We start from the raw sequence: 19,816 nt of genomic DNA, 5'->3' as shown, positions 1-19,816 counted from the left end.
GTATCAGGTGTTTCTGTGATCAGGAACGTCTTCGACTTGTTCGACCGCATGTGTGGCCCAGATTTTGTCCTCACCCGCGTCTGGCAGATCCTGGGGCTTTTCATGGCGGTGAATATGCCATTTGGCAATAAACAGGGCCGTGATCGGAGCAGTCAGGAACAGAAACAGCGTGATCAGCAGCTCGTGCAGAGACAGATGATGTTCGATCAATACGGAATGGATGATTGAGGCGATCAGAACGCCACCCACCCCAAGCGTTGTCGCTTTGGTGGGGGCGTGAAGCCTGGACATCGGGTCCTTTAGCTTGATCATACCGTACGATCCGACAAAACCAAATATGCCTGAAACAACCAGGAAGAAGGCGACCAGAAATTCAAAGATTACCGACATGTCGCCCTCACTCGATGATATTGCCGCGCAGCATAAAGCGCGCGTAGGCCACAGTTGAGACAAAGCCGAGCATTGCAATGATCATCGCGGCCTCAAAAAAGATCTCGGTCCCCAGAAACAGCCCGTAGAGTACCATAAGGGCAATTGTGTTGATCACCATCGTGTCCAGCGCCAGAACCCGGGTGCCCACTCCATCGGCCGTAATGATCCGCCACAGGCACATCATGATGGCTGCGCCGAAACAAGCAAAGGCAAAGTAGATTGCTAGGTCGATCATTCGAAAATCTCCTTTAGCCTGCGCTCGTATCGTTGCTTGATTTGATCGCGTACTTCGTTCGGGTTTGGCGCATCGAGGCAGTGGACCAGAAGGTTGTGACCCTGCGCGGACAGATCGCAACTGACGGTGCCGGGGGTCATGGTGATTGTCCCGGCCAGAACCGTAATCGCTTCGGGTGTGCGCAGTTCCAGCGGTATACAGACCCAGTTCGGTTCACGGTCGGAATCCCGTTTGAACAGGATGATCCTAGCAACTGTCATGTTGGCGACAACAATGTCCCATAGAACCACCAATATGTATTCGGCGATCATCGGCCAATTCCGAAGAATGGGCCGGTCTGGCCAATACGGCTGTGTGACGAAGGGGATGATAATCCCCAGCACAAGGCCAAACACCAGTGAATTCAGCGATGGTGTGTTTGCCAGCAAAATCCACACGACCGTCAGCAGGAAAGTCAGATGCGGGTGCGGGAATATCCGGTGAAGCAGTTTTTTCATTCTTCCACCCCTAACACGGCCGAGATGTAGTTTTCGGGTGCAAACAACTGTTCCGCTGTGCTGGTAGCGTAGTTCATTGCAGGCCCGGCAAACAATGTCAGCATGACCAGACCGATGATCAAAGCAAATACCGACGTAAAGGCCAACCCGGGCGAAGGTTCCGGGGCTGCCTGAAAGGCGGTCTCGCCGTCAGTTGTATCGGCTTGGTCGGTGGCCAAGCTGGCGTCTTGGCTTTTCCAAAAGATCAAAGTTCCGGCGCGGGCCAGCCCTACTATGGTTACGAATGAGCCGATCAATACCACAGCCCAGACCGTATTTGCGTCTGGTGCATCTCGCGCGGCGTCCAGGACCAGCAGTTTGCCAATGAACCCGGACAGGGGCGGCATCCCGGCCAAAGCAATCGCACCAATAAAGAACAGTGCGGAAATCAGTCCGGTCTGTGCCATAGGGTGCTTTGGGGCAATCGCGCCTCCGCGCCGCTCGATCACCAGATCAGCAATCAGGAACAACAGCGCCGTCGCAAGCGTCGAATGGTAGATATAGAACAAAGCGGCGGCGGTTGCTGTTTCGGTGAACAGGGAAATTGCAATCAGCAGGGTACCCATTGACGCGATGGCGCAAAAAGCCACTAGGCGCGCGATGTGTCGTGAGCCCAATATGCCGATTGTACCAACGGCCAGAGTTACCAAAGCGGCAGGTTGCAGCCAGTTGATCACAAGATCATGCGCAACCAATACCTCGGGGCCAAAGCCAAGCGTGTACATGCGCAAGATCGAGTAGGCCCCGACCTTTGTCATGATCGCAAACAGCGCTGCAACTGGCATAGGAGCATTCGCATAGCTGGCCGGTAGCCAGAAATGCAGCGGTAGAACTGCAGCCTTAATGCAAAATACCAGCAGCAACAGGGCAGCACCCACTCTTATCAGAGCGGTGTCTTCGAGCGGAAGCTCGGCAATCCGTACAGCCATATCCGCCATGTTCAGCGTGCCGGTCACTGAATAGAGCGTGCCAAGGGCAAACAAAAACAGCGTTGAGCCCAAAAGGTTGTAGGCGACATATTGCACGCCTGCCTTGAGCCGAACGGCTCCACCGCCGTGCGTCATCAAACCGTAGGACGCGATCAGCAATACCTCGAAGAACACGAACAGGTTAAAGGCGTCACCTGTCAGAAAGGCACCGCATACGCCCATAAGCTGAAAGTGGAATAAGGGATGAAAGTGCTTGCCGCGTGCATCCCATCCGGAGGCAATCGCATAAAGCACTATCGGAAGGGCCAAAAGCGCGGTCAGCAAGACCATCATGGCAGATAACCGATCCAGCACCAGCACGATTCCAAAGGGCGCTGGCCAGTTGCCCAACTCATAGACCAGAATGTCTCCACCTGCGGCCTGTGCGGTGATTGTCAGGGCGATGCCAAGCAGTGCCACGACACCGGCGACCGAGAATATGCGCTGCAAATCAAGGTGGTACCGCAGGACCATGATGATGAACGGAGCCAGAATCGCGGGCAGGACGACTGGCGCAACGATCCAATGGTTCATGCGTCTTCTCCCGGCGCGTCCGTATTGTCATGAGCGGCCATGTCGATGTGGTCATCCTTGGCCGACAGGTAAGCCGAAAGCGAGATCATCACGATCACCGCAGTCATCCCGAATGAAATCACGATGGCGGTCAGCACCAGGGCCTGCGGCAAGGGATCGGTATAGGCGACCTCTTCATATTTGTTCAGAACCGGCGGCGCGTCCAAAGCCATCCGCCCGGTGGCAAACAAAAAGACGTTCACCGCATAGGTCAGTAGAGACAGTCCCAGAATGACCGGAAAAGTCCGGCGACGCAGGATCAGGAAAATCCCGGCGGCGGTCATCACGCCAACCGCAGAGGCTACGAGCGCTTCCATCAGACCTGCTCCTTTTCTTCTTGTTCTTCTTCAGGCGGATCGTCCCGCAGCGGGTTGATATCCATCGGGAATTCCTGCGCCATGCCGGGCTGCCAGGCCAAGCGGGACAGGCTATCCAGTGCCAGCATCACCGCGCCTAAAACCGCAAGGAACACGCCGGTATCGAACAGCATGGCGGTTGCCCATTCGAACTCTTCCAGCGGCGGCCAATTCAGATATCCGAAATCGCTGGTCAGGAAGGGACGTTCATTGAACCATGCGCCAATTCCAGTTGCTGCGGCGATCAGAACGCCCCAACCGATTGTGCCGTGGTAATAGAACCGTTGCCGTTCGATGGCCCAGGTATAACCGCTGGCCATATATTGCATCAGATAGGCGATGGCGACGACCAGACCGGCGATGAACCCTCCACCTGGCTGGTTATGGCCGCGGAAAAAGATATAGGCCCCGACCATCAGCGCGATGGGCATCATCACACGGGTTGCCACAACCATCATCAGCGGATGCGAGTCGCCCGATTGTGGCCAATGCGGTTTGCGGTTCAGCAGATAGGCCCGGACATTGGTTTCCAGCACCGCCTCGGTCAGGGCAAAGATGATCAGGGCGGCAATGCCCAGAACGATAATCTCGCCGAAGGTATCAAAGCCCCGGAAATCCACCAGGATCACGTTGACGACATTGGTGCCTCCGCCGCCCTTATACGAATTGGCCAGATGGAATTCGGAAATGCTGGGAAAGCCGAAATCCCGCAGCATCAGCGCATAGATCAATGCACCTGATCCGATGCCTGCCACGACCGAGATCGCGGCATCCCGCCAGCGCCGTGCCGCGCTGCTGTCCCAGGGGGTGTCCGTGGGCAGGAAGTTCAGCGACAGCAACAGCAGGATCATCGTCACCACCTCGACCGAGATCTGCGTCAGGGCCAAATCAGGGGCGGACAGATAGTTGAACGCCATCGAGACGATCAGGCCAACGACCCCGATCAGCACCAAGGACAGCAGCCGGTTGCGGTGGAACCACATGATGGCCAGCGTTGCGGCGATCAGGCAGATCCAGCCAATGAACGGAATGATCTGAACGGGTAGGGGCGTGCGTGTTTCGACGCCAATAGATCCAGTGGCGAATGCATAATATCCCAGCCCAACCGTAAAGACGATCAGGATGGCCGCATACCGGCTGAGGACCCCGTTATGCAGAGTATCTGTGACCCAGCGGCTGGTTGTCGTAAGCGCAGCGATCACTGCGTCAAAAATGGTCTTCGCCTCGGGTCTGGGCAGCGCATTCCAGATAAACTCACCGCGCCGATGCTGTGTCAGCAAGGCCAGGCCACCCAGTGTCGCGAACGCGGACATATACAGGGCAGGCGTAAACCCGTGCCAGAGTTTCAGCGAATAATAGGGCAGTTTCTCGCCCCCGATTACCGCACTTGAAACAACCGCCACCAGCGGACCTACGATGGCGTTGGAATAAAGACCGATCAGGACGACAAGCACGACCAGGAAAGCGGGTGCAAGCCAAAGCCCGGCCGGTGGGTCATGTGGATGGGTTGGGTAATCGTCGCGTACTGGACCAAGGAACACGTGACCAACAAAGCGGAACGAATAGGCTGCAGAGAACAAGGCCGCCAGCAGCGCCAGTCCGGGCACAAGATAATGCGAATGCAGCCAGGTTGTGTGGACCGTTTCCTCCAGCATCATCTCCTTGGACAGAAACCCGTTCAGCGGAGGTAGACCGGCCATGGAAAGTGCGGCAATCGTCCCGATGGTGAAGGTGATGGGCATCAAATGGCGCAATCCGCCCAGTCGCTTGATGTCGCGGGTCCCGGCCTCGTGATCCACGATCCCGGCGGTCATGAACAGGGCTGCTTTGAACGTCGCATGGTTGATGATGTGGAAGATGGCAGCAACGACGGCAATCTTGGTTCCAAACCCCAGCAGCATGGTTATCAGACCCAGATGCGACACGGTCGAAAACGCCAGCAGCGCCTTGAGATCGTCTTTGAACAGTGCGATGCAGGCCCCGATCAGCATGGTTACCAGGCCGGTTGTGGCCACAATGTAGAACCACGCATCAGTTCCCGCCAGAACGGGCCACATGCGGGCCATCAGGAACAACCCTGCCTTTACCATCGTGGCCGAGTGCAGATAGGCTGATACTGGCGTAGGGGCGGCCATCGCGTGTGGCAGCCAGAAATGGAAGGGGAACTGTGCCGATTTGGTGAAACACCCCAGCAAAATCAGGATCAGCGCTGGCATGTAATAGGGTGAAGACTGGATCAGCTCTTTGTTCTGGAGAATGACGCTTAGGTCATAAGAGCCAACGATATTGCCCAGGATCAGCATCCCCGCAATCATCGCCAAGCCGCCAGAGCCGGTCACAGCCAGCGCCATACGCGCGCCCTGTCGTCCCTCGGGGAGGTGTTTCCAATATCCGATCAAAAGGAATGAACTAAGCGAGGTAAGTTCCCAGAATATCAGCAAAAGCAGGATATTGTCGGACAGAACGATTCCCACCATCGCACCCTGAAACAGCAGCAAATAGGTGTAAAACTGCCCCATCGGGTCTTCGCGTGACAGGTAGAACCGGGCGTAGAGGATGATCAGCAAACCGATGCCAAGGATCAGCAGCGCGAACAGAAACCCAAGGCCGTCCAACATGAAATTGGCGTTTAGACCCAGTGCCGGAATCCAGTCGAACCGGGCGGTAACGACCTCGCCGCGCATCACGGTTGGGATGTGAATCAACAGCCCCATCAGTGCCAGAAAAGTGGTCAACCCAGCGGCCGAGGCTGCTGCGTTTCGTCCAGCCCGGATCAAAAGGGCTGGGAATACAGCTCCGAGGAAGGGAAGGGCCGCGATGAGGAATAGGGACAACTGCGATACTCCGGTCTGGGCGGTCAAAAGTGCTATTGATTTTGTAAGGATAATTCGCGGAGTGTCCAGCGATTGCAAGCCATTCTGCCTGTTCAGGGGCCCCAAGGCAGAGGTTGGGGCGATGACACGAACTTGAACAGGCAGGTTAATTTCGACGCGGAACTGGATAAGCTGCTGTGATACATAGGACCGCATCGGATCAGGAGGGATTACAGTGGCTGCTGGGGCAAACCGGACACGGCGAAAGGTTCTGCTGTTTGGTGCGGCTGCTGTTCTGGGCGGTTTTGCAATCCGTGAATACCGCCTGATCCCGCAGAGCTATGCGGGCGGTCGGATCAGTGTCGGGGATGCGCATCAGCAAGCTAGGCTTGGAGATATATTTTTGGTGGACATCCGTACCCCACGCGAATGGGATGCCTCAGGCGTGGGCGAAGGCGCGCATCCCCTAGACATGCGTCGCGATGATTTTGATGAGGCGCTGCTGCAGATTGTCGGCGGAGACCACGATGCCCCAATCGCCCTGATCTGCGCGCGCGGTGTGCGCTCGGCCCGGCTGAGCAACCAGCTGTCCGAGGCGGGGTTCGCAAATATCATCGACGTGCCCGAGGGTATGTTAGGCTCAGCAGCAGGGCCGGGCTGGGTCCGGGCAGGCCTGCCGGTTCAACACTATGATGGGAAAGCAGAATGATCCGAAGCTTGTTTCTTACGGTCGGGATGGCAGTGATCGCGAATGCAGGAATGGCCGCCTGTGTCGATCAGGAAGACATGTGCGAAACGCCGTCGGGTGGGTACCATATCGAACTTCCCGAAACCGAAAACCCACCGCTGGTGGTGTTTCTGCACGGTTATGGCGGGACTGCGACCGGAACGCTGAAGAACCGCAGCTTGGTTGATCCTCTGCTTGCGCGCGGATATGCGGTTATGGCACCGGAGGGGTCCGAGCGTAACGGCCGCCAAAGCTGGAATTTCTTCCCGGGTTGGGAAGGGCGTGACGAAACGGCTTTTCTGCGCGAGGTGGTTCAGGATGCGTCGGACCGGTTCGGGGTCGATGATGACCGCGTCGTGTTGGGCGGGTTTTCTGCGGGGGCCTTCATGGTCTATTACCTCGCCTGCGCGGCGCCGGATACGTTTTCGGCCTATGCTCCGGTTTCAGGTGGGTTTTGGCGACCGCATCCCGAGGCCTGCGATGGCCCGGTGCGCATGTTTCACACCCATGGCTGGATCGACAATGTAGTCCCGCTGGAAGGGCGTCTTTTGGGCGGTGGTCGATTCCATCAGGGCGATATCTTTGCCGGTCTGGAAATTTGGCGGGTCGCAAATGAATGCGTCGATACCAAACCCAGCGGATTTTCCGCGACCGGGCAGTTTATGCGCCGCAGATGGACCGGATGCGCCGATGGCGCGATATTGGAATTCGCACTTTTCCCAGGTGGTCACAACGTGCCGCAGGGATGGTCGGATATGATGGTAGAGTGGTACGAGGGTCTGCCGGGTGGTTGATCACTCGGCAGGAGTCATGACAGTTTTGCCTTCGACCAGGCGCTTCAATTCATCCCTGTGGAGACGGGCGGACCGGGTGATTGCCGGTTCCTGAACATCTTCTTTCATTCCGACCATGCGCCGCGCCGGTGAGGTTGATACGCCGCTGAGTGCGGAAAGCGGGATGGCAAAGGCCAGGCTTATGGCAATCGGAGCCAGCCAGATTGACACCAGACCCGATAGGATGCCGGCGCCCAAGGCTATACCGCTGATAGTTTCCAGCGTGTGACATAAGATCAGCGTCCGCAGGCCATAGCTGCCACCATCCCGCGCCTGGGGAGACCAGCCTTTTTGAATACCAAGAATTGTCCGGAAGACGGCGATCATCTGTTGCACCATAAGGATCGGCGCATAGAGGATCGACAGGATGACTTCCGAGATGAATGAGGTCATGAATTTACCTGCGCCACCGAAATCCGCATAGCGCACACCGCTAAGAGGCAGGGCAAGCACGCCAAGTACCTTGGGGGCCAGCAACATGGCATACATGACCAGAATGATCAGCACGTGGCGGGTTTCCGACATCTCGGGCCATTGCGGGAACAGCGGATTGTCGGGGCTGAAATAGTGCAGGACCGAGGCATCCTCGCCCTGACCGATCAGCGCCCACATCACCAGCAAGGCAAACCACAGCGGCGACATCAGATATCCGACTGCTCCATGGAACATGTGGAACCGCGACACAGCGCGGAATCCGGTTGAGCCCAACAACTTCAGGTGTTGCAAATTGCCCTGACACCAGCGCCGGTCACGCAACGCGTGGTCGATCAGCGTTGGTGGGGTTTCTTCATAGGATCCACGGATGCGCGGTAGGAACCGCACGCCCCATCCGGCGCGACGCATGAGGCCGGCCTCGACGAAATCGTGGCTCATGATCAGTTTTTCCTGACCATTCATTGCGCGCAGTCTTGGCAGCCCCGCGCAGTTGGCAAAAGCCTTGGTGCGGATGATCGCGTTATGGCCCCAATAGTTACCTTCCTGACCACACCAGCGGGCTAGACCTTCGGCGAAGGCGATACCATAAACGCCATTGGCAAATTGCTGCATCCGGGCAAAAACCGACTGAGCACCAATTAACTGAGGGTAACTCTGGATCAGGCCCGCACCGGGGTCTCGCGCCAGAGAATCCGTCAGGCGCAGGATGGCGCGGCCGGTCATCAGGCTGTCGGCATCCAGCACGAGCATCGCATCCCAATCCGCACCCCAACGGCTGACCCAATCTGCGATATTTCCGACCTTGCGGTCTGTGTTCTGTTCTCGCCGACGATAATACAGTTCCAGTCCCGGCGCGAGGGTGGTGCGCAACGCTTCGACGCTGACTTGTTCCTGTGCCGCGATCTCGGGGTCGCGGGTGTCAGAGAGGATGAACATCGCATAATGGTGCTGACCATCGCGCGCGCGCAGGTCTTCCAGCATCGTGCGGGCGTTGCCCAGCACGTTCCAGGGTACTTCATTATAGACCGGCATAAGAAGCGCGACGCGCAGCGCCTGTGGGCGGCCCTGACGTTTGGGCTGTTCCTGCCGCGACAGGGAAATCATACCCAACAAAACGGTGCAGACCGTGAAAGAGATCCAGAAAAAGTTGAATGAGATCAGAGCCAACAGAATCGCTTCGATCAGATTGATCCCTTCGGCTCCGAACCAGTCGGTCATGACCCAAAGCAAGCCCAGCGTAGCCGCCATCGCAGGCGAGAACGCCAGCGCACGCCAGAATCCCGCAGATGCCTGCCTGCTGCGGGGCGCCTGAGCGTCACGGAACCCAGCGCTGAAATTCTGCTCCGGCATCGCCAGGGGTGCCTCAGGCGGCATGATATGCAGATCGTTGCTCATGATGTCCAACGATACAGCCAGACTTCGGAGGCAGGCTGCTTGTCTTTCAGCAACTGTGCGCGCAGTTCCACATGGTTCCGGTCTCCCGGCTCGAAGGAAAAGGCCAACCGCAGGCCGCCAGTATCGGGGTTGCGCTGTAGGACGCCTTCCGAGGTCTCTGCATGGGGCGAGTCCACAAAGATCGTCATCGCCTCAGGTTCGTCGAATAGCTCGCTGGCCTCAAAGTCAATCACTGCAAGACGGCCGTGACCAAATGTGTTGTCACCCATCGCGGTGTTGATCACGCGTGGCATCGGGGTGCGCTCTGGTTCCTCACCCCAGATCAGGCGGTAGGACAGGTCCACCTGGCTTCCGGCCGCATAGGGCTCCATCGGGCGCCAATAGGCGACGATATTGTCGTAGATTTCCTGATCAGCCGGGATTTCGACCAGAGTGACCGCACCTTTGCCCCAATCGCCAGTTGGTTCGACCCAGAGGCCGGGGCGTTTGTGGTAACTCGCTTCAAGATCGGCATAATCCGAGAACGCGCGTTTCCGCTGCATCAGGCCAAACCCGCGCGGGTTCATGTCAACAAAGGACGAGAACTGCAGGCGGGTCGGGTTTGCCAGAGGCCGCCACAGGACCTCGCCAGCGCCGTTGCGGATCAACAGCCCGTCGCTGTCATGCACCGCAGGGCGGAAATCGTCGAAACGGCTGTGATTGGTCTGATCGAACAGGAACATCGACGTGCCGGGTGCAATGCCGACATGGGTCAGTTCCATACGCGGGAACAGAGTGGCCTCGACCTCCATCACGCAATCCGCGCCTGCCGTGACATTGAACCGATAGGCCCCTGTCACGCTCGGGCTGTCCATCAGGGCGTGAACGACCATGTTGCGCTGACCGGGCTTGGGACGTTCCAGCCAGAAACGAATGAATTCGGGAAATTCTTCACCATCCGGATCGCCGGTTTTCAGCGCCAGCCCCCGGGCCGACAGGCCGTAGACCTCGTGAAGGCCGATCGCCCGGAAATAACTGGCGCCTTGAAACACACAGAACTCATCGGTTTTTCCGGGGCGGTGCATTTCAGTCCGCAGGCGCAGGCCCGAAAAACCCAGCGTGTCGTCGACGGGCAACTGAGGGACCTCGGTCGACTTGTCAAACATCGACAGATCGAAGGCTACGGGTTTTGCCATGCCGTTTTCGACGGTCGAGACCTGAACCGTACGCGGAAAATAAAGCCCGGGCGTAAAGAAATCGACGTTGAAAGGCGTCTCAGATTCGAACCAAAGCGCACGATCCAGGCGGAACCGGATCGAGCGGTATTGCTCATAGGTCAGGTCCTGCCATTCCTGCGGGACCATCTTGCGCTCGGCAAAGGGCTTTGCGGCCAACTCGCGGGCCAGCGAGATCACGTCACTGCGGTCAAACGGGACCTCTCCGCCCACGGCAAAGGTGGCCGGGGCGAAGGCAAGCGCCGAAGTCGTGGCCAGAAATGCGCGACGTGTGAATTTCATTTCTTTGATTTCCAGGGTTGTGACTTAAACCACGCGGCCAAATAGGCCACGCTGATGATCATGGCAAAGCCAATCATATTAGCGACAAAGACAGTGGCAAAATCCCGCCCAAACAAATCGAGCCCAACGCCGATAAGTCGTGCTGCTGCCATGGAAAATACGAATACGGCAAGTGATTGCTGACCCACTTTGGTGACCAGGGTCAGCACGATTTGCCAAGCTTTGGCGCCTGCGCTCTGACCGGTTGCGATCAGGCGGTGTCCATGCTCGCCAGCAGCGACCCAGCCCAGATAGGCCAGCGACAGGAAATGCATGTAGCGAAACAGACCGAAATCGGTCTTGTCGCGGAATTCCTTCGTGATGGGCCAGACTTTGCGGATTTCATCGGCCAAATCCGGGGCTGCGGCATTCACCCATGTGAACACTTTCCACGACCCGAAAGGCATTGAAAAGATCAGGAACAGCGCCGCTGCCCAAATCAACGTTTTTGACACCGGAGGGGCCGGGATCCAGCCGCGCATGAATGCAAAGCCAGTAAAGAAAAGCAACTGCCAGCCAAAAGGGTTAAAAAACCACTGACGATCCGACCAGGGCTCGGCGGGCAGGTCCAGAACGTCGGTCTGCGCCACGAGCCAGATAGCAACGGATGTGGCTGCAACCGCCCAGAATCCGATGCGGGACAGGCCCATGAACAGCGGCATCATTGCAAGTACCACCAGATACATAGGTAGAATGTCGAAATAATTCGGCACATAGGTCAGGGTGAACAGGCCGACGATCTGCGGAGCAGGATCATTGAAGAAATGCTGCAGGTTCAGGGACGAGATGTAGTTCTTCTCAAACAGGCCTGATTGATTCAGCGCAGCCATCGTCATCGCGACAAAGAAGAACAGGCCGATATGCGCCCAGTAAACCTGCCAGATCCGGTATGATACCCGCGCAGTGCCCATCCACCAGCCCTTGCGCAGGAACGCGCCGCCAAAGGCGATGGCCGAGGCCATGCCCGAACAAAAAACAAAAATCTCGGTTGCATCCGAAAAACCAAACCGGGCAGGGATCCACTTGGCCCAGGGGTCGTTGGGAATATGCGCAATCAGGATGATGAACATCGCGATTCCGCGATAGAAATCCAGACGCGGGTCGCGCGTACTAACAGGGGCGGCCGAGGTGGCGGCCACAGGTGCAAAATCAGAAGCGGGCGATAGAGTCGCCATACGAGTTCTGTCCTTCTTCAGTCTTTTTGTTTTGTTATTCTGCCGGAACGCTTTGTGCGTCTTGGTTATCGCGAGCCGCGTCGATCAATGCGCGGCGCGCCATAGCATAATTGTCCTCACCCCCGGCCCGCTTGGCACGGCGGTCGTCTAGAATGCGCTCGACAGCATCCAAACGGCCGGCACGCAGGCCGGAATCAATAGTGATGCGCTCGAATACATCACGTTGGGCGTGGCTACCACCGGCCAGTTGCATTCCGTCCCGTGCATTCGACAGGAAATCAAATGCTTCGCCGTAAAGGCCGTCGCCAAAAGCCTCAAGCCCTTTGGCTGCGGCAATACCGGGATCCGACATCCGGATCGGAGTGTCGCCCTGATTGCGCTGGGCATCTTTCTGGATGCGCTGCAGCATTTTGCCGGTCGCTTCGGTCCGGTTGTCGCCGGTCAGGGCCAGCAGATAGTGAAGATCGGCGAAGATCAGGCAGCCATCTTCGGTCCGGGCGGCGCTGAGGTCGGCCAGTTCCTCCCAGCGGTTTCCAACTTTGACGCCCTCAAGCTCGAGCCGGGACAAAAGCGACGTGGCATTCGATATGTCACGGTAATCGTCGGTTTTGTCCTGCCGGACATACTGGTCATACAGTTCCATAACCTGATCGACCTGACCCAGGTCCAGATGCATCAGCGCCTTGTGCCACCAGACATGATAGCGAAAGTTGTTGCAATGCGCCCAGGCATCCTCGCGTCCGGCCAGCCAATCAAGACCTTGCTGCGCATTGCCGGTCATCTCGTGCACATGGGCCACTGCGTGCAGACCCCAGGCATCATCCGACACCATCCACAGTGCCTGACGTCCGGCGATTTCGGCTTTTTCATAGGCCCCGGTTTCCTCAAGCGCGAAGGAATGGCACCCCAGAAGATATCCGCGGCCGGCGTGGTCGGGTTCATAAGCAGGCAGGACACGTTCGATCGACCGTCGCATACCAGCGGCATCTCCCAAGACAAACCGTGTTGCGTGGCTGAGTTTCATCGCCAGCGAGTCCTGTGGGTGGAGGCGCAGAATTTCTTCAAACTTCTGGATTGCATGTGAGGGCAGGTCGGACAGGTAAAGGGCCAACGCGTCGACATAAAGCCGCTCGCGATCAGTTACCGGTTGGCGATCCATAGCGGTGTTGGCAGCATTCAACGCTTCCGCTGCAACTGGCATCATCTCGCGCCGGCCCAGCAAGACCAGGAACAGGCCTTTGACGGCGTGACCAAGCGCGAAATCGGGCTCAAGCTCTAGCACTTTGCCCAGATGCAGGGGTGTGACAGCTGAATGCGCCATGAAACCAAGCAGAACACCATTCCACGCCTCGACACTGGCCGAATGGCAAAGAGTGTTCATCTGTCCGAAAACATCTTGTTTCATGCGCGGGATCCAATCCATTTGCGATTTATTACTTTATTCGATTTAGCAGAGAGTCAGGCGGGGTCGTATCAGTATCGGCCCTGCTCTCGAATTGGTGAAAAGCTGTGTGTGGAAAACGTGAAAAAATCCGCCGATTCAACGGCATGTTTCAGCAATATGCCGCCTAGTAAGGCATTGTGTTTCAATCTTCAAATGGGTTCTTCGCGTTCAAGACTGCTGCAGTGTCCGCTCCGAACTGTGGCGGAGCCGTCCGGTAGGTAACCGGTGTCCGCGACAATTTCAGCGGGTTTCCGATCAGTTTTACCTCGGCCGGGGCAGCCTGCATCGCGATCTGCATTTGCCGCGCCGCGACCTGCTCGGTGTCAAAAACCTGATCCAGGGTCTGGACCGGCCCAACTGGTACTTTGCGTGCCTCAAGTTCTGCGATGACGGTTGTTGTGTCATATGACTGAACCGCAGGGCGCAATAGGGCGTTCAACGCATCCCGGTTTTCCAGCCGCGCCGGATTCGTCGCAAAGCGGACGTCATCCGCCAGATCAGGTTGGTCGATGAATTCGCAGAACCGGCGGAACTGACTGTCATTACCTACAGCAAGGATCACATGGCCATCAGCGGTTTCGTAAACGTCATATGGAACGATATTTGGATGACCATTCCCACGGCGTTGTGGCACATTGCCGGATGTCAGATAATTCACGCCTTCATTGATCAGCCACGCAATCTGGGAATCGACCAGAGCCAGATCAATTTGCTGTCCCTCTCCGGTCTGGTCCCGATGGCGCAATGCTGCCAAAATGCCAACGCAGGCATACATACCGCACATGACATCAGCGATACCAACTCCAACTTTCATCGGCGCCCCTTGGGGATCGCCGGTCAGAGACATGACACCGCCATAGCCCTGCGCCATCAGATCATATCCGGGCTTTGATGCGTTAGGCCCATCCTGCCCGTAGCCTGAGATCGAACAATAGACGAGGCTAGGGAATTCCTGCGAGAGCGATTTGTAATCCAGCCCGTATTTCGCAAGCCCGCCGGGTTTGAAATTCTCGATCAGGATGTCCGCAAACGAGGCCAGCCGCCGAATTTCCGCCTGACCTTCGGGTGTGGTGATGTCGATGGCGACCGATTTCTTGTTGCGGTTGGCTGACATGAAATAGGCACTAAGATCCGATGGAACCCCGTCGGCATCAGCGACATAGGGTGGGCCCCACTGGCGCGTGTCGTCCCCTTTAGTAGCAGGGTTTTCGATCTTGATAACGCTGGCACCCAAATCGCCCAGCAACTGTGTGCAGGTCGGTCCGGCCAGAATGCGGGACAGGTCCAGAACCTTGACGCCCTTCAGCGGTCCTTCAGATCCGGCCATCATATCCTCCGCGGTCAATCTCAGCAGCGATTACGGTGAACCTATCAGACTTGGTTGCCGCTTCCAGAGCATCCCTCAGTTCGGCGCGGGTGCGCACCGTGTGACCATTCCCACCGAAGGCCCGGCCCATAGCTGCAAAGTCGTGGCGGTCGAAATCGACGCCTACGTTCCCAATTTGCCGCTGACGCTGTTTCAATTCGATCAGGGCAAGGCTGGCGTCGACGAACACCAGGAAAATCGGGTTACCACCCATCTCGGCAACGGTCGACAGTTCTCCGGCGACCATCAGGAACCCGGCATCGCCGGAAAAGCTGATGACCGGGCGCGTGGGTTCGGCCAGTTTCAGCCCGATGGCCATTGGCAGAGCGCAGCCCATGGTGCAGAGCGCTGAAGATTGGATCAGCCCGCGTTCTTCGGAACATCCCCACATCTGGCTGAGAAGGATGCGATGTGCGCCACTGTCAGCGGTGGCCAATGTCTCGGCAGGAAGAACCGCGCGGGTTTCCGCAATTACCGCGGCGGGACCCCATACGTCATCAGTAGGGAAGGCTCGCGCCAGGGCGGCCCGAACCTGTTCGGGCTCACCGCCGGGCCAGGTGGCGCGGGCAGGGTTGCCCTTTGCAACGGCCTCGAGGGTCGCGCCGGTATCAGCCACCAGGTTCAACCCGGCCTGATGCATGTAGTGATCGTTCGGAACCGCCGAAATGTCGATGACGCGCTTTTCTTCGGGGTCCCATATCTCGCGCCAGCCAGGGCGCATTTCGATCGGGTCATAGCCCAGACACAACACCAGATCGGCCTGTTCAACCAGCGGCACCAGATGGGTGTCAGCAAGCGGCGACAGGCCCGCGCCGCCAAGGCACAGTGGATGATCCTCGGGAACCACGCCCTTGGCCTTGTAGGTTGTCACAAAAGGAATGCCAAAATGTTCAAGGAACGCCTGCACCACATTGCGCGAGTCGTCATATAGAACATCCAGGCCGATAATCGCGATGGGCCGTTCGGCCTGTGCCACCCAGCGGCGGGCTTTTTCAACGCAATCCCCCTCGGGCGCGACGGCGGCAGGTTTGACAAGACGGCGGCGTTTGACATCGGTCACAGGCGCATCCGCAACCGAAATCGGCACGTCGATATGCACCGGTCCTGTGCGCGGCTGATTGGCCAGCGATACCGCTTTGTCTGCGATAATATCCGCGCCTTTGGCGGTCAGCATGAACGTCCCTTTGGTGATCGAGCGATAGACCCGTGCGTGATCCATGACCTGATGGGTGTATGTCAGCGCCTCATCTGCGTCGACACAGCCGGTCAGCACGATCATTGGCACCCGGTCCTGCAACGCATTGGCGACCACATTGATCCCGTTCATCGCGCCTGGACCGAGTGTGGCCACCAGAATGGCCGGGGCACCGTCGCGGTGATGCACCGCCTCGGCCATAAAGCCAGCCGCGTTCTCGTGTTTGGTCAGGTGAAAGGTTATTCCCGCCTTTTCCAACGCATCCACTAGGGTCAGCACCTCGCCACCTGGCATGCCAAAAGCGTGGCGGCAGCCAGCCTCATAAAGCCGTTGGGCCAGAATGTCCGCAGCGCGGGGCGACGAGTCCTGCATCAGTAAAGCTCCGAAAACTGTTTCAACGCAGATTGCGGAGGACAGACCCGGACGCAAGGCGCATCACGCCAGTGTGACTATTTGACAGCGGCTTCGGCCACGATCTGAAAGGTGTCATCCAATTCCTGGGCAATGTCCCTCAGGGGGTCTCCTCCCTCATAGATATAGGGCGCGAATACAAAGCTGGGCGTTTTATAGGACAGGGTGGCGGTACCGTCCTCGTTTTCAGTCACGTAAAACCGGATCGGTGCTTCGATCATTGCGCGCACCGAGGTTTCCAGCACGCGCACCGCATAGTCATTGTTGAAGGCGCCGATCACCAGATTGCCTGGGATTGTAATTCCCCGTGCGGCGGCGGCTTTGGTGGGGCCGGCCTGCGTGACCACGATCAGACCGTTTGCCTTAACCGCCGATTTGGTGTCCGAGACCAATTCTTCATAGCTTTTGCCCGTAGGATACACGGCCCATCCCGAGAGCGGTTCGTCGGCCCAGGCGGGCAGGGCCAGCAGGGCGAAGACGGTCCAAAGCAGTTTCATCCAGAGGCCTCCTTTTAAGGTGTCTGCAGGAATCCTGCCAGAAATGTGAGAACGTCGCACTCACAATCTTGTGCGCATTCGGGATTGCGCCGCGCCGCTTAAAGCCGCAGAAACGGGCGCAGGACGAAGGGAAAGGTCTGGATCGGATGCGCCTGATGATCTGCAAAACCTGTGGCACCGCACGTGATCGGGCGGCCGAGGTCCAGGCTGTGCAGGACGCACTGAAAAGGGCCGGATTGACGGATCAGGTCGAAGTGAGCGAACACGCCTGTTTCAGCGGCTGCGCGGAACCCACGGCGCTGGCTATACAGGCGCAGGGGCGCGCATCTTATGTGTTTTCTGGTGTCGATGTGGTGGCGGATGCCGCGGATATCGCTGAAACTTGCCGTACTTACCTGAACAGCCCGCAGGGCTGGATCGAAGACGCCCGACCCTGCGGGCGGCTTCGGATGTGTTTGCGTGCGCGTATTCCGGCGCTTTAGTCGACTTGAACCGTAACCGCAGCACGAACCGGCACGTTATCGACCGAAAGCGGGCTATGGCTGTTGGAATTCAGTGAAACCGAAACCTCGACCTCGCCTTTGGGCAACTGATCAAGATGCATCCAACTGCCGTAAAGCCGGGCGAGCTTTTCTCCGTTGATGTAAACATGCGCGTGCCCTTCGCCTGCCAAGTCTGCGGTCGATGCGTTCTGCGGTGCGAAGGTAAAGTTTTTTGGCATGACATGCAGGTTCCAGCCAGACATAGGATCCTGTGTCAGAGCGATGTCCAGTGTAGGTGCATCTGCGCCTGCCGGTAGGTTCAGGGCCGTGGAATGATCGTGGGCCATGGTCTCAGTGTGTGAGGCTCCGTGAAGAGACGGATCAGAATGGTCGTGGCCATCAAATGTGACGCCATTTGCAGCAGCAATTACAAATCCTGCACCGCCGCCAAAGACCAGACCGATCACGAATAGAGCAAGTGAACGGGTCATTGTATTTCCTTGAAAACATAGGGAAACGCGCCAAGTTTACACCTGGCGCGTTCAATCGAAGTGCGATCAGGCCGTTGCTTCGGAAGGTTGCGCTTCTTTCTGCCAGAAATAGCCAGCGAACGCGCCAACCAGAACCCATGCAACCAGACCGATTCCAAAAGCTCGTGCCGCGAACAATGCGCCAATTTCAGTCGGCACAGGGCCGGTGAAAACATCGGGCTCGGGTGCACCGATAAGATGTGGCACCAACAGAAGTACTGCGGCGATCACATAGCTGATCAGGTTACCTCCAAAGGCGATCAACCACATGGCGACAAGGGCTGCTGCAACCGTTGCGAACCACCAGACCTGACGTGCATAGACATCGGCTGCTGCGACACCCGGCACTTCGGGCGCCAGGGTGAAACCTGGTGCAAGGTGGAAGGCGATAAATCCGGCCAACCCCCAAAGAACGCCGGTCCGGCCATCAATCTGATGCCCTTGACCTTCGGCTACCGACATCAGCGCAACCATCACCAGCGCATAGCCGGTATAGGTCAGCATGGTAAAGATGACACTCAGCGCATCACGCGTCAGTTCAGAGAACATGCGCGGCAGCTCGGGATGAGCCGATACGGTCTCGCCCCCGAAATGCACCAGCTCTCCGGATTCATAAAGCTCGGCATGCAACAATACTGGTTGCACAAATACCAACTGCAGCAAGGCGGCAATCAGCCCCGCTGCAGCACCAGCGAACAACGCGCTGGTCAATATACGACTGAACACGGTCTTAGTGGCAGGGGAAGCCGGTCGCGTGACGCACGTCATGCGCTGCATCATGCAGGGCCGCTGCCTGAACGTGACCGGTCAGCGTGATGAGGCCCAGACCCAGAACCACTGCAAACATGACCGGAACAAAGCCTGTACGCGCGGCGGATGCTGTTTTCGTTTGTGTTGCCATTTTGTATTCTCCTCTGCCGCCGCACCCGACGGCCGGTGTTTCGTTTTTTCGCCTGGCAGGTCTCCTGGCTTGCGGGTCGATGCCTCTGTTCGCCTTCCCCCCGGATAACCGGGAGTGGCTGGTTGAACAGGGGCTCTCCGCTTACAGTCGCGGGGGCGGCTTTGGAGTTGACCACCGAGGCAGTCGCACCAAATTCCCTCTTAGCATCCGGATTTCTCCGGCAGGACCAGACACCCCCATTTAGCCGCTATAGCTGTGGCGGTGCAATCATCATTTGCGACGTATTGTGTCAGATTATGCGCTTTTTCAGCAAATAAATATCCATGATCCAACCATGGTCGGCACGGGCATGGGCGCGGCGGTCCAGAATCTGCTGCGCAACCTCGGCCAAAGGGCCTTTGATCAGGATTTCCTCTTTCATGCCGACATATGCGCCCCACCAAATGTCCAAGTCTTCCATGTCCAGGTTTTGGAAGGAACATTCGCCATCCAGCATCACCGCCACGTTTTCTGCGGTTTCCGGCCATCCTTCGTCCCGGATGCGACGACCAGTTGTTACGATATAGGGCGCGCCCAGTTCGTTGATCGGAATCGCATGGGCCGCCGTCAGCGCTTGCAGCGCGGTGATGCCGGGAATCACCCGTGTTTCTGGCTGAGGGGTCAAACGTGCCGCGATTCGCAGCGAACTGTCATACAGCGACGGATCCCCCCAGATCAGCAGCGCCACATGGCGGGCCTTCGGGTGGGCTGCGATGGCCTCCTGCCAGCGCAATGCAATCGCGTCGTGCCATTCGTCCACTCCGCGTAAATAGCCATCATCGGCACGGCGTTTGGGAATGTCGAAATACGCGATTTGCGGAGGAGTATCCGCGACCTGAGCGATGATCTGCTCGCGCAGCCCTGCCAGATCGGCCTTGTTTTCGCCCTTGCGGGGGATCAGGATCAGGTCCGCCGAGCGGATCGCCTGCGCCCCTTGA

At 57.7% G+C, this 19,816-nt stretch carries 20 protein-coding genes and 1 riboswitch; of the genes, 3 read left to right on the top strand and 17 right to left on the bottom strand.

Going from position 1 to position 19,816, the window contains the following annotated elements:
* Positions 1-3: 3 nt before the first annotated feature.
* Genes AC2FJV_RS19130 through AC2FJV_RS19105 form a run of 6 tightly spaced genes read right to left on the bottom strand, consistent with a single transcriptional unit; the run spans position 4 to position 5,934 of the window.
* Positions 4-390: a Na+/H+ antiporter subunit G gene (locus AC2FJV_RS19130; RefSeq protein ID WP_142632844.1), complete on the bottom strand. Its 387-nt coding sequence runs from the start codon at positions 388-390 to the stop codon at positions 4-6.
* A gap of 7 nt (positions 391-397) precedes the next feature.
* Positions 398-667, bottom strand: a complete 270-nt coding sequence (locus AC2FJV_RS19125; RefSeq protein WP_496688625.1) for a K+/H+ antiporter subunit F — start codon at positions 665-667, stop codon at positions 398-400.
* A complete protein-coding gene (locus tag AC2FJV_RS19120; protein WP_496714385.1) occupies positions 664-1,164 on the bottom strand; it encodes a Na+/H+ antiporter subunit E in 501 nt (166 codons plus the stop codon). Before AC2FJV_RS19120 ends, AC2FJV_RS19125 begins: the two co-directional genes overlap by 4 nt.
* Complete coding sequence (locus AC2FJV_RS19115; RefSeq protein WP_496714384.1) at positions 1,161-2,705, bottom strand: monovalent cation/H+ antiporter subunit D; 1,545 nt, start codon at positions 2,703-2,705, stop codon at positions 1,161-1,163. Before AC2FJV_RS19115 ends, AC2FJV_RS19120 begins: the two co-directional genes overlap by 4 nt.
* Positions 2,702-3,061 (bottom strand): Na+/H+ antiporter subunit C, encoded by a 360-nt coding sequence (locus AC2FJV_RS19110; RefSeq protein ID WP_496714382.1) that lies wholly within the window; start codon positions 3,059-3,061, stop codon positions 2,702-2,704. The genes AC2FJV_RS19115 and AC2FJV_RS19110 overlap by 4 nt, the downstream gene beginning before the upstream one ends.
* Positions 3,061-5,934 (bottom strand): monovalent cation/H+ antiporter subunit A, encoded by a 2,874-nt coding sequence (locus AC2FJV_RS19105; protein WP_496714401.1) that lies wholly within the window; start codon positions 5,932-5,934, stop codon positions 3,061-3,063. The genes AC2FJV_RS19110 and AC2FJV_RS19105 overlap by 1 nt, the downstream gene beginning before the upstream one ends.
* 214 nt (positions 5,935-6,148) lie before the next feature.
* Between AC2FJV_RS19105 and AC2FJV_RS19100 the strand changes: the two genes are divergently transcribed.
* Complete coding sequence (locus AC2FJV_RS19100; RefSeq protein ID WP_496714380.1) at positions 6,149-6,622, top strand: rhodanese-like domain-containing protein; 474 nt, start codon at positions 6,149-6,151, stop codon at positions 6,620-6,622.
* Positions 6,619-7,434, top strand: coding sequence for a CE1 family esterase (locus AC2FJV_RS19095; RefSeq protein ID WP_496714379.1), 816 nt, complete (start codon positions 6,619-6,621; stop codon positions 7,432-7,434). Before AC2FJV_RS19100 ends, AC2FJV_RS19095 begins: the two co-directional genes overlap by 4 nt.
* Here AC2FJV_RS19095 and mdoH read toward each other — a convergent pair whose 3' ends face one another.
* The 7 genes from mdoH to AC2FJV_RS19060 all read right to left on the bottom strand — a co-directional run bounded on the left by mdoH (position 7,435) and on the right by AC2FJV_RS19060 (position 16,926).
* Positions 7,435-9,303 carry a glucans biosynthesis glucosyltransferase MdoH gene (gene mdoH / locus AC2FJV_RS19090; RefSeq protein WP_496693350.1) on the bottom strand — a complete coding sequence of 623 codons (1,869 nt, stop codon included), beginning with the start codon at positions 9,301-9,303 and terminating at the stop codon, positions 7,435-7,437.
* Positions 9,300-10,799 (bottom strand): OpgD/OpgG family glucan biosynthesis protein, encoded by a 1,500-nt coding sequence (locus AC2FJV_RS19085; RefSeq protein ID WP_496693351.1) that lies wholly within the window; start codon positions 10,797-10,799, stop codon positions 9,300-9,302. The genes mdoH and AC2FJV_RS19085 overlap by 4 nt, the downstream gene beginning before the upstream one ends.
* The gene (locus AC2FJV_RS19080; protein ID WP_142632862.1) at positions 10,796-12,013 is read right to left on the bottom strand and encodes an OpgC family protein; all 1,218 of its coding nucleotides are present in this window, start codon (positions 12,011-12,013) and stop codon (positions 10,796-10,798) included. Before AC2FJV_RS19080 ends, AC2FJV_RS19085 begins: the two co-directional genes overlap by 4 nt.
* Positions 12,014-12,047: 34 nt before the next feature.
* A complete protein-coding gene (locus AC2FJV_RS19075; RefSeq protein ID WP_142632864.1) occupies positions 12,048-13,418 on the bottom strand; it encodes a tetratricopeptide repeat protein in 1,371 nt (456 codons plus the stop codon).
* Positions 13,419-13,599: 181 nt separating this feature from the next.
* Positions 13,600-14,784, bottom strand: coding sequence for a CaiB/BaiF CoA transferase family protein (locus AC2FJV_RS19070; protein ID WP_142632866.1), 1,185 nt, complete (start codon positions 14,782-14,784; stop codon positions 13,600-13,602).
* A complete protein-coding gene (locus AC2FJV_RS19065; protein ID WP_496714377.1) occupies positions 14,771-16,390 on the bottom strand; it encodes a thiamine pyrophosphate-binding protein in 1,620 nt (539 codons plus the stop codon). Before AC2FJV_RS19065 ends, AC2FJV_RS19070 begins: the two co-directional genes overlap by 14 nt.
* A 77-nt stretch (positions 16,391-16,467) precedes the next feature.
* Positions 16,468-16,926, bottom strand: coding sequence for a DUF302 domain-containing protein (locus AC2FJV_RS19060; RefSeq protein ID WP_496714375.1), 459 nt, complete (start codon positions 16,924-16,926; stop codon positions 16,468-16,470).
* Positions 16,927-16,994: 68 nt separating this feature from the next.
* On the opposite strand from AC2FJV_RS19060, the gene AC2FJV_RS19055 reads away from it, so the two are divergent.
* Entirely contained in the window at positions 16,995-17,408 is a 414-nt protein-coding gene (locus AC2FJV_RS19055) for a DUF1636 domain-containing protein (protein WP_271947977.1), read from the top strand.
* Here the strand turns inward: AC2FJV_RS19055 and AC2FJV_RS19050 are convergent.
* From AC2FJV_RS19050 to cobF, 4 genes are all read right to left on the bottom strand, one after another.
* Positions 17,405-17,899, bottom strand: a complete 495-nt coding sequence (locus AC2FJV_RS19050) for a hypothetical protein (protein WP_281994378.1) — start codon at positions 17,897-17,899, stop codon at positions 17,405-17,407. The two genes, AC2FJV_RS19055 and AC2FJV_RS19050, sit on opposite strands and share 4 nt — an antisense overlap.
* Positions 17,900-17,965: 66 nt before the next feature.
* The gene (locus AC2FJV_RS19045; protein ID WP_142632874.1) at positions 17,966-18,664 is read right to left on the bottom strand and encodes a CbtA family protein; all 699 of its coding nucleotides are present in this window, start codon (positions 18,662-18,664) and stop codon (positions 17,966-17,968) included.
* A 4-nt stretch (positions 18,665-18,668) separates the two neighbouring features.
* Positions 18,669-18,839, bottom strand: a complete 171-nt coding sequence (locus tag AC2FJV_RS19040) for a CbtB domain-containing protein (RefSeq protein ID WP_142632876.1) — start codon at positions 18,837-18,839, stop codon at positions 18,669-18,671.
* A 37-nt stretch (positions 18,840-18,876) separates the two neighbouring features.
* Positions 18,877-19,085, bottom strand: a riboswitch (cobalamin riboswitch).
* A gap of 43 nt (positions 19,086-19,128) precedes the next feature.
* Positions 19,129-19,816: precorrin-6A synthase (deacetylating) (gene cobF, locus AC2FJV_RS19035; protein WP_496714373.1), on the bottom strand; the 688-nt coding region annotated here is incomplete at its 5' end.

The organism is Ruegeria sp. CDSA241 (genome assembly GCF_059611265.1).
The sequence above is the reverse complement of the archived record's forward strand: the minus strand, read 5'-3'. Positions and strand labels throughout refer to the sequence as shown.

What these genes read in the sequence shown, in the direction of transcription:
- AC2FJV_RS19130 (WP_142632844.1), bottom strand. Translation starts at nt 390, where the DNA reads ATGTCGGTAATCTTTGAATTTCTGGTCGCCTTCTTCCTGGTTGTTTCA.
- AC2FJV_RS19125 (WP_496688625.1), bottom strand. Translation starts at nt 667, where the DNA reads ATGATCGACCTAGCAATCTACTTTGCCTTTGCTTGTTTCGGCGCAGCC.
- AC2FJV_RS19120 (WP_496714385.1), bottom strand. Translation starts at nt 1,164, where the DNA reads ATGAAAAAACTGCTTCACCGGATATTCCCGCACCCGCATCTGACTTTC.
- AC2FJV_RS19115 (WP_496714384.1), bottom strand. Translation starts at nt 2,705, where the DNA reads ATGAACCATTGGATCGTTGCGCCAGTCGTCCTGCCCGCGATTCTGGCT.
- AC2FJV_RS19110 (WP_496714382.1), bottom strand. Translation starts at nt 3,061, where the DNA reads ATGGAAGCGCTCGTAGCCTCTGCGGTTGGCGTGATGACCGCCGCCGGG.
- AC2FJV_RS19095 (WP_496714379.1), top strand. Translation starts at nt 6,619, where the DNA reads ATGATCCGAAGCTTGTTTCTTACGGTCGGGATGGCAGTGATCGCGAAT.
- mdoH (WP_496693350.1), bottom strand. Translation starts at nt 9,303, where the DNA reads ATGAGCAACGATCTGCATATCATGCCGCCTGAGGCACCCCTGGCGATG.
- AC2FJV_RS19085 (WP_496693351.1), bottom strand. Translation starts at nt 10,799, where the DNA reads ATGAAATTCACACGTCGCGCATTTCTGGCCACGACTTCGGCGCTTGCC.
- AC2FJV_RS19080 (WP_142632862.1), bottom strand. Translation starts at nt 12,013, where the DNA reads ATGGCGACTCTATCGCCCGCTTCTGATTTTGCACCTGTGGCCGCCACC.
- AC2FJV_RS19075 (WP_142632864.1), bottom strand. Translation starts at nt 13,418, where the DNA reads ATGAAACAAGATGTTTTCGGACAGATGAACACTCTTTGCCATTCGGCC.
- AC2FJV_RS19070 (WP_142632866.1), bottom strand. Translation starts at nt 14,784, where the DNA reads ATGGCCGGATCTGAAGGACCGCTGAAGGGCGTCAAGGTTCTGGACCTG.
- AC2FJV_RS19065 (WP_496714377.1), bottom strand. Translation starts at nt 16,390, where the DNA reads ATGCAGGACTCGTCGCCCCGCGCTGCGGACATTCTGGCCCAACGGCTT.
- AC2FJV_RS19060 (WP_496714375.1), bottom strand. Translation starts at nt 16,926, where the DNA reads ATGAAACTGCTTTGGACCGTCTTCGCCCTGCTGGCCCTGCCCGCCTGG.
- AC2FJV_RS19050 (WP_281994378.1), bottom strand. Translation starts at nt 17,899, where the DNA reads ATGACCCGTTCACTTGCTCTATTCGTGATCGGTCTGGTCTTTGGCGGC.
- AC2FJV_RS19040 (WP_142632876.1), bottom strand. Translation starts at nt 18,839, where the DNA reads ATGGCAACACAAACGAAAACAGCATCCGCCGCGCGTACAGGCTTTGTT.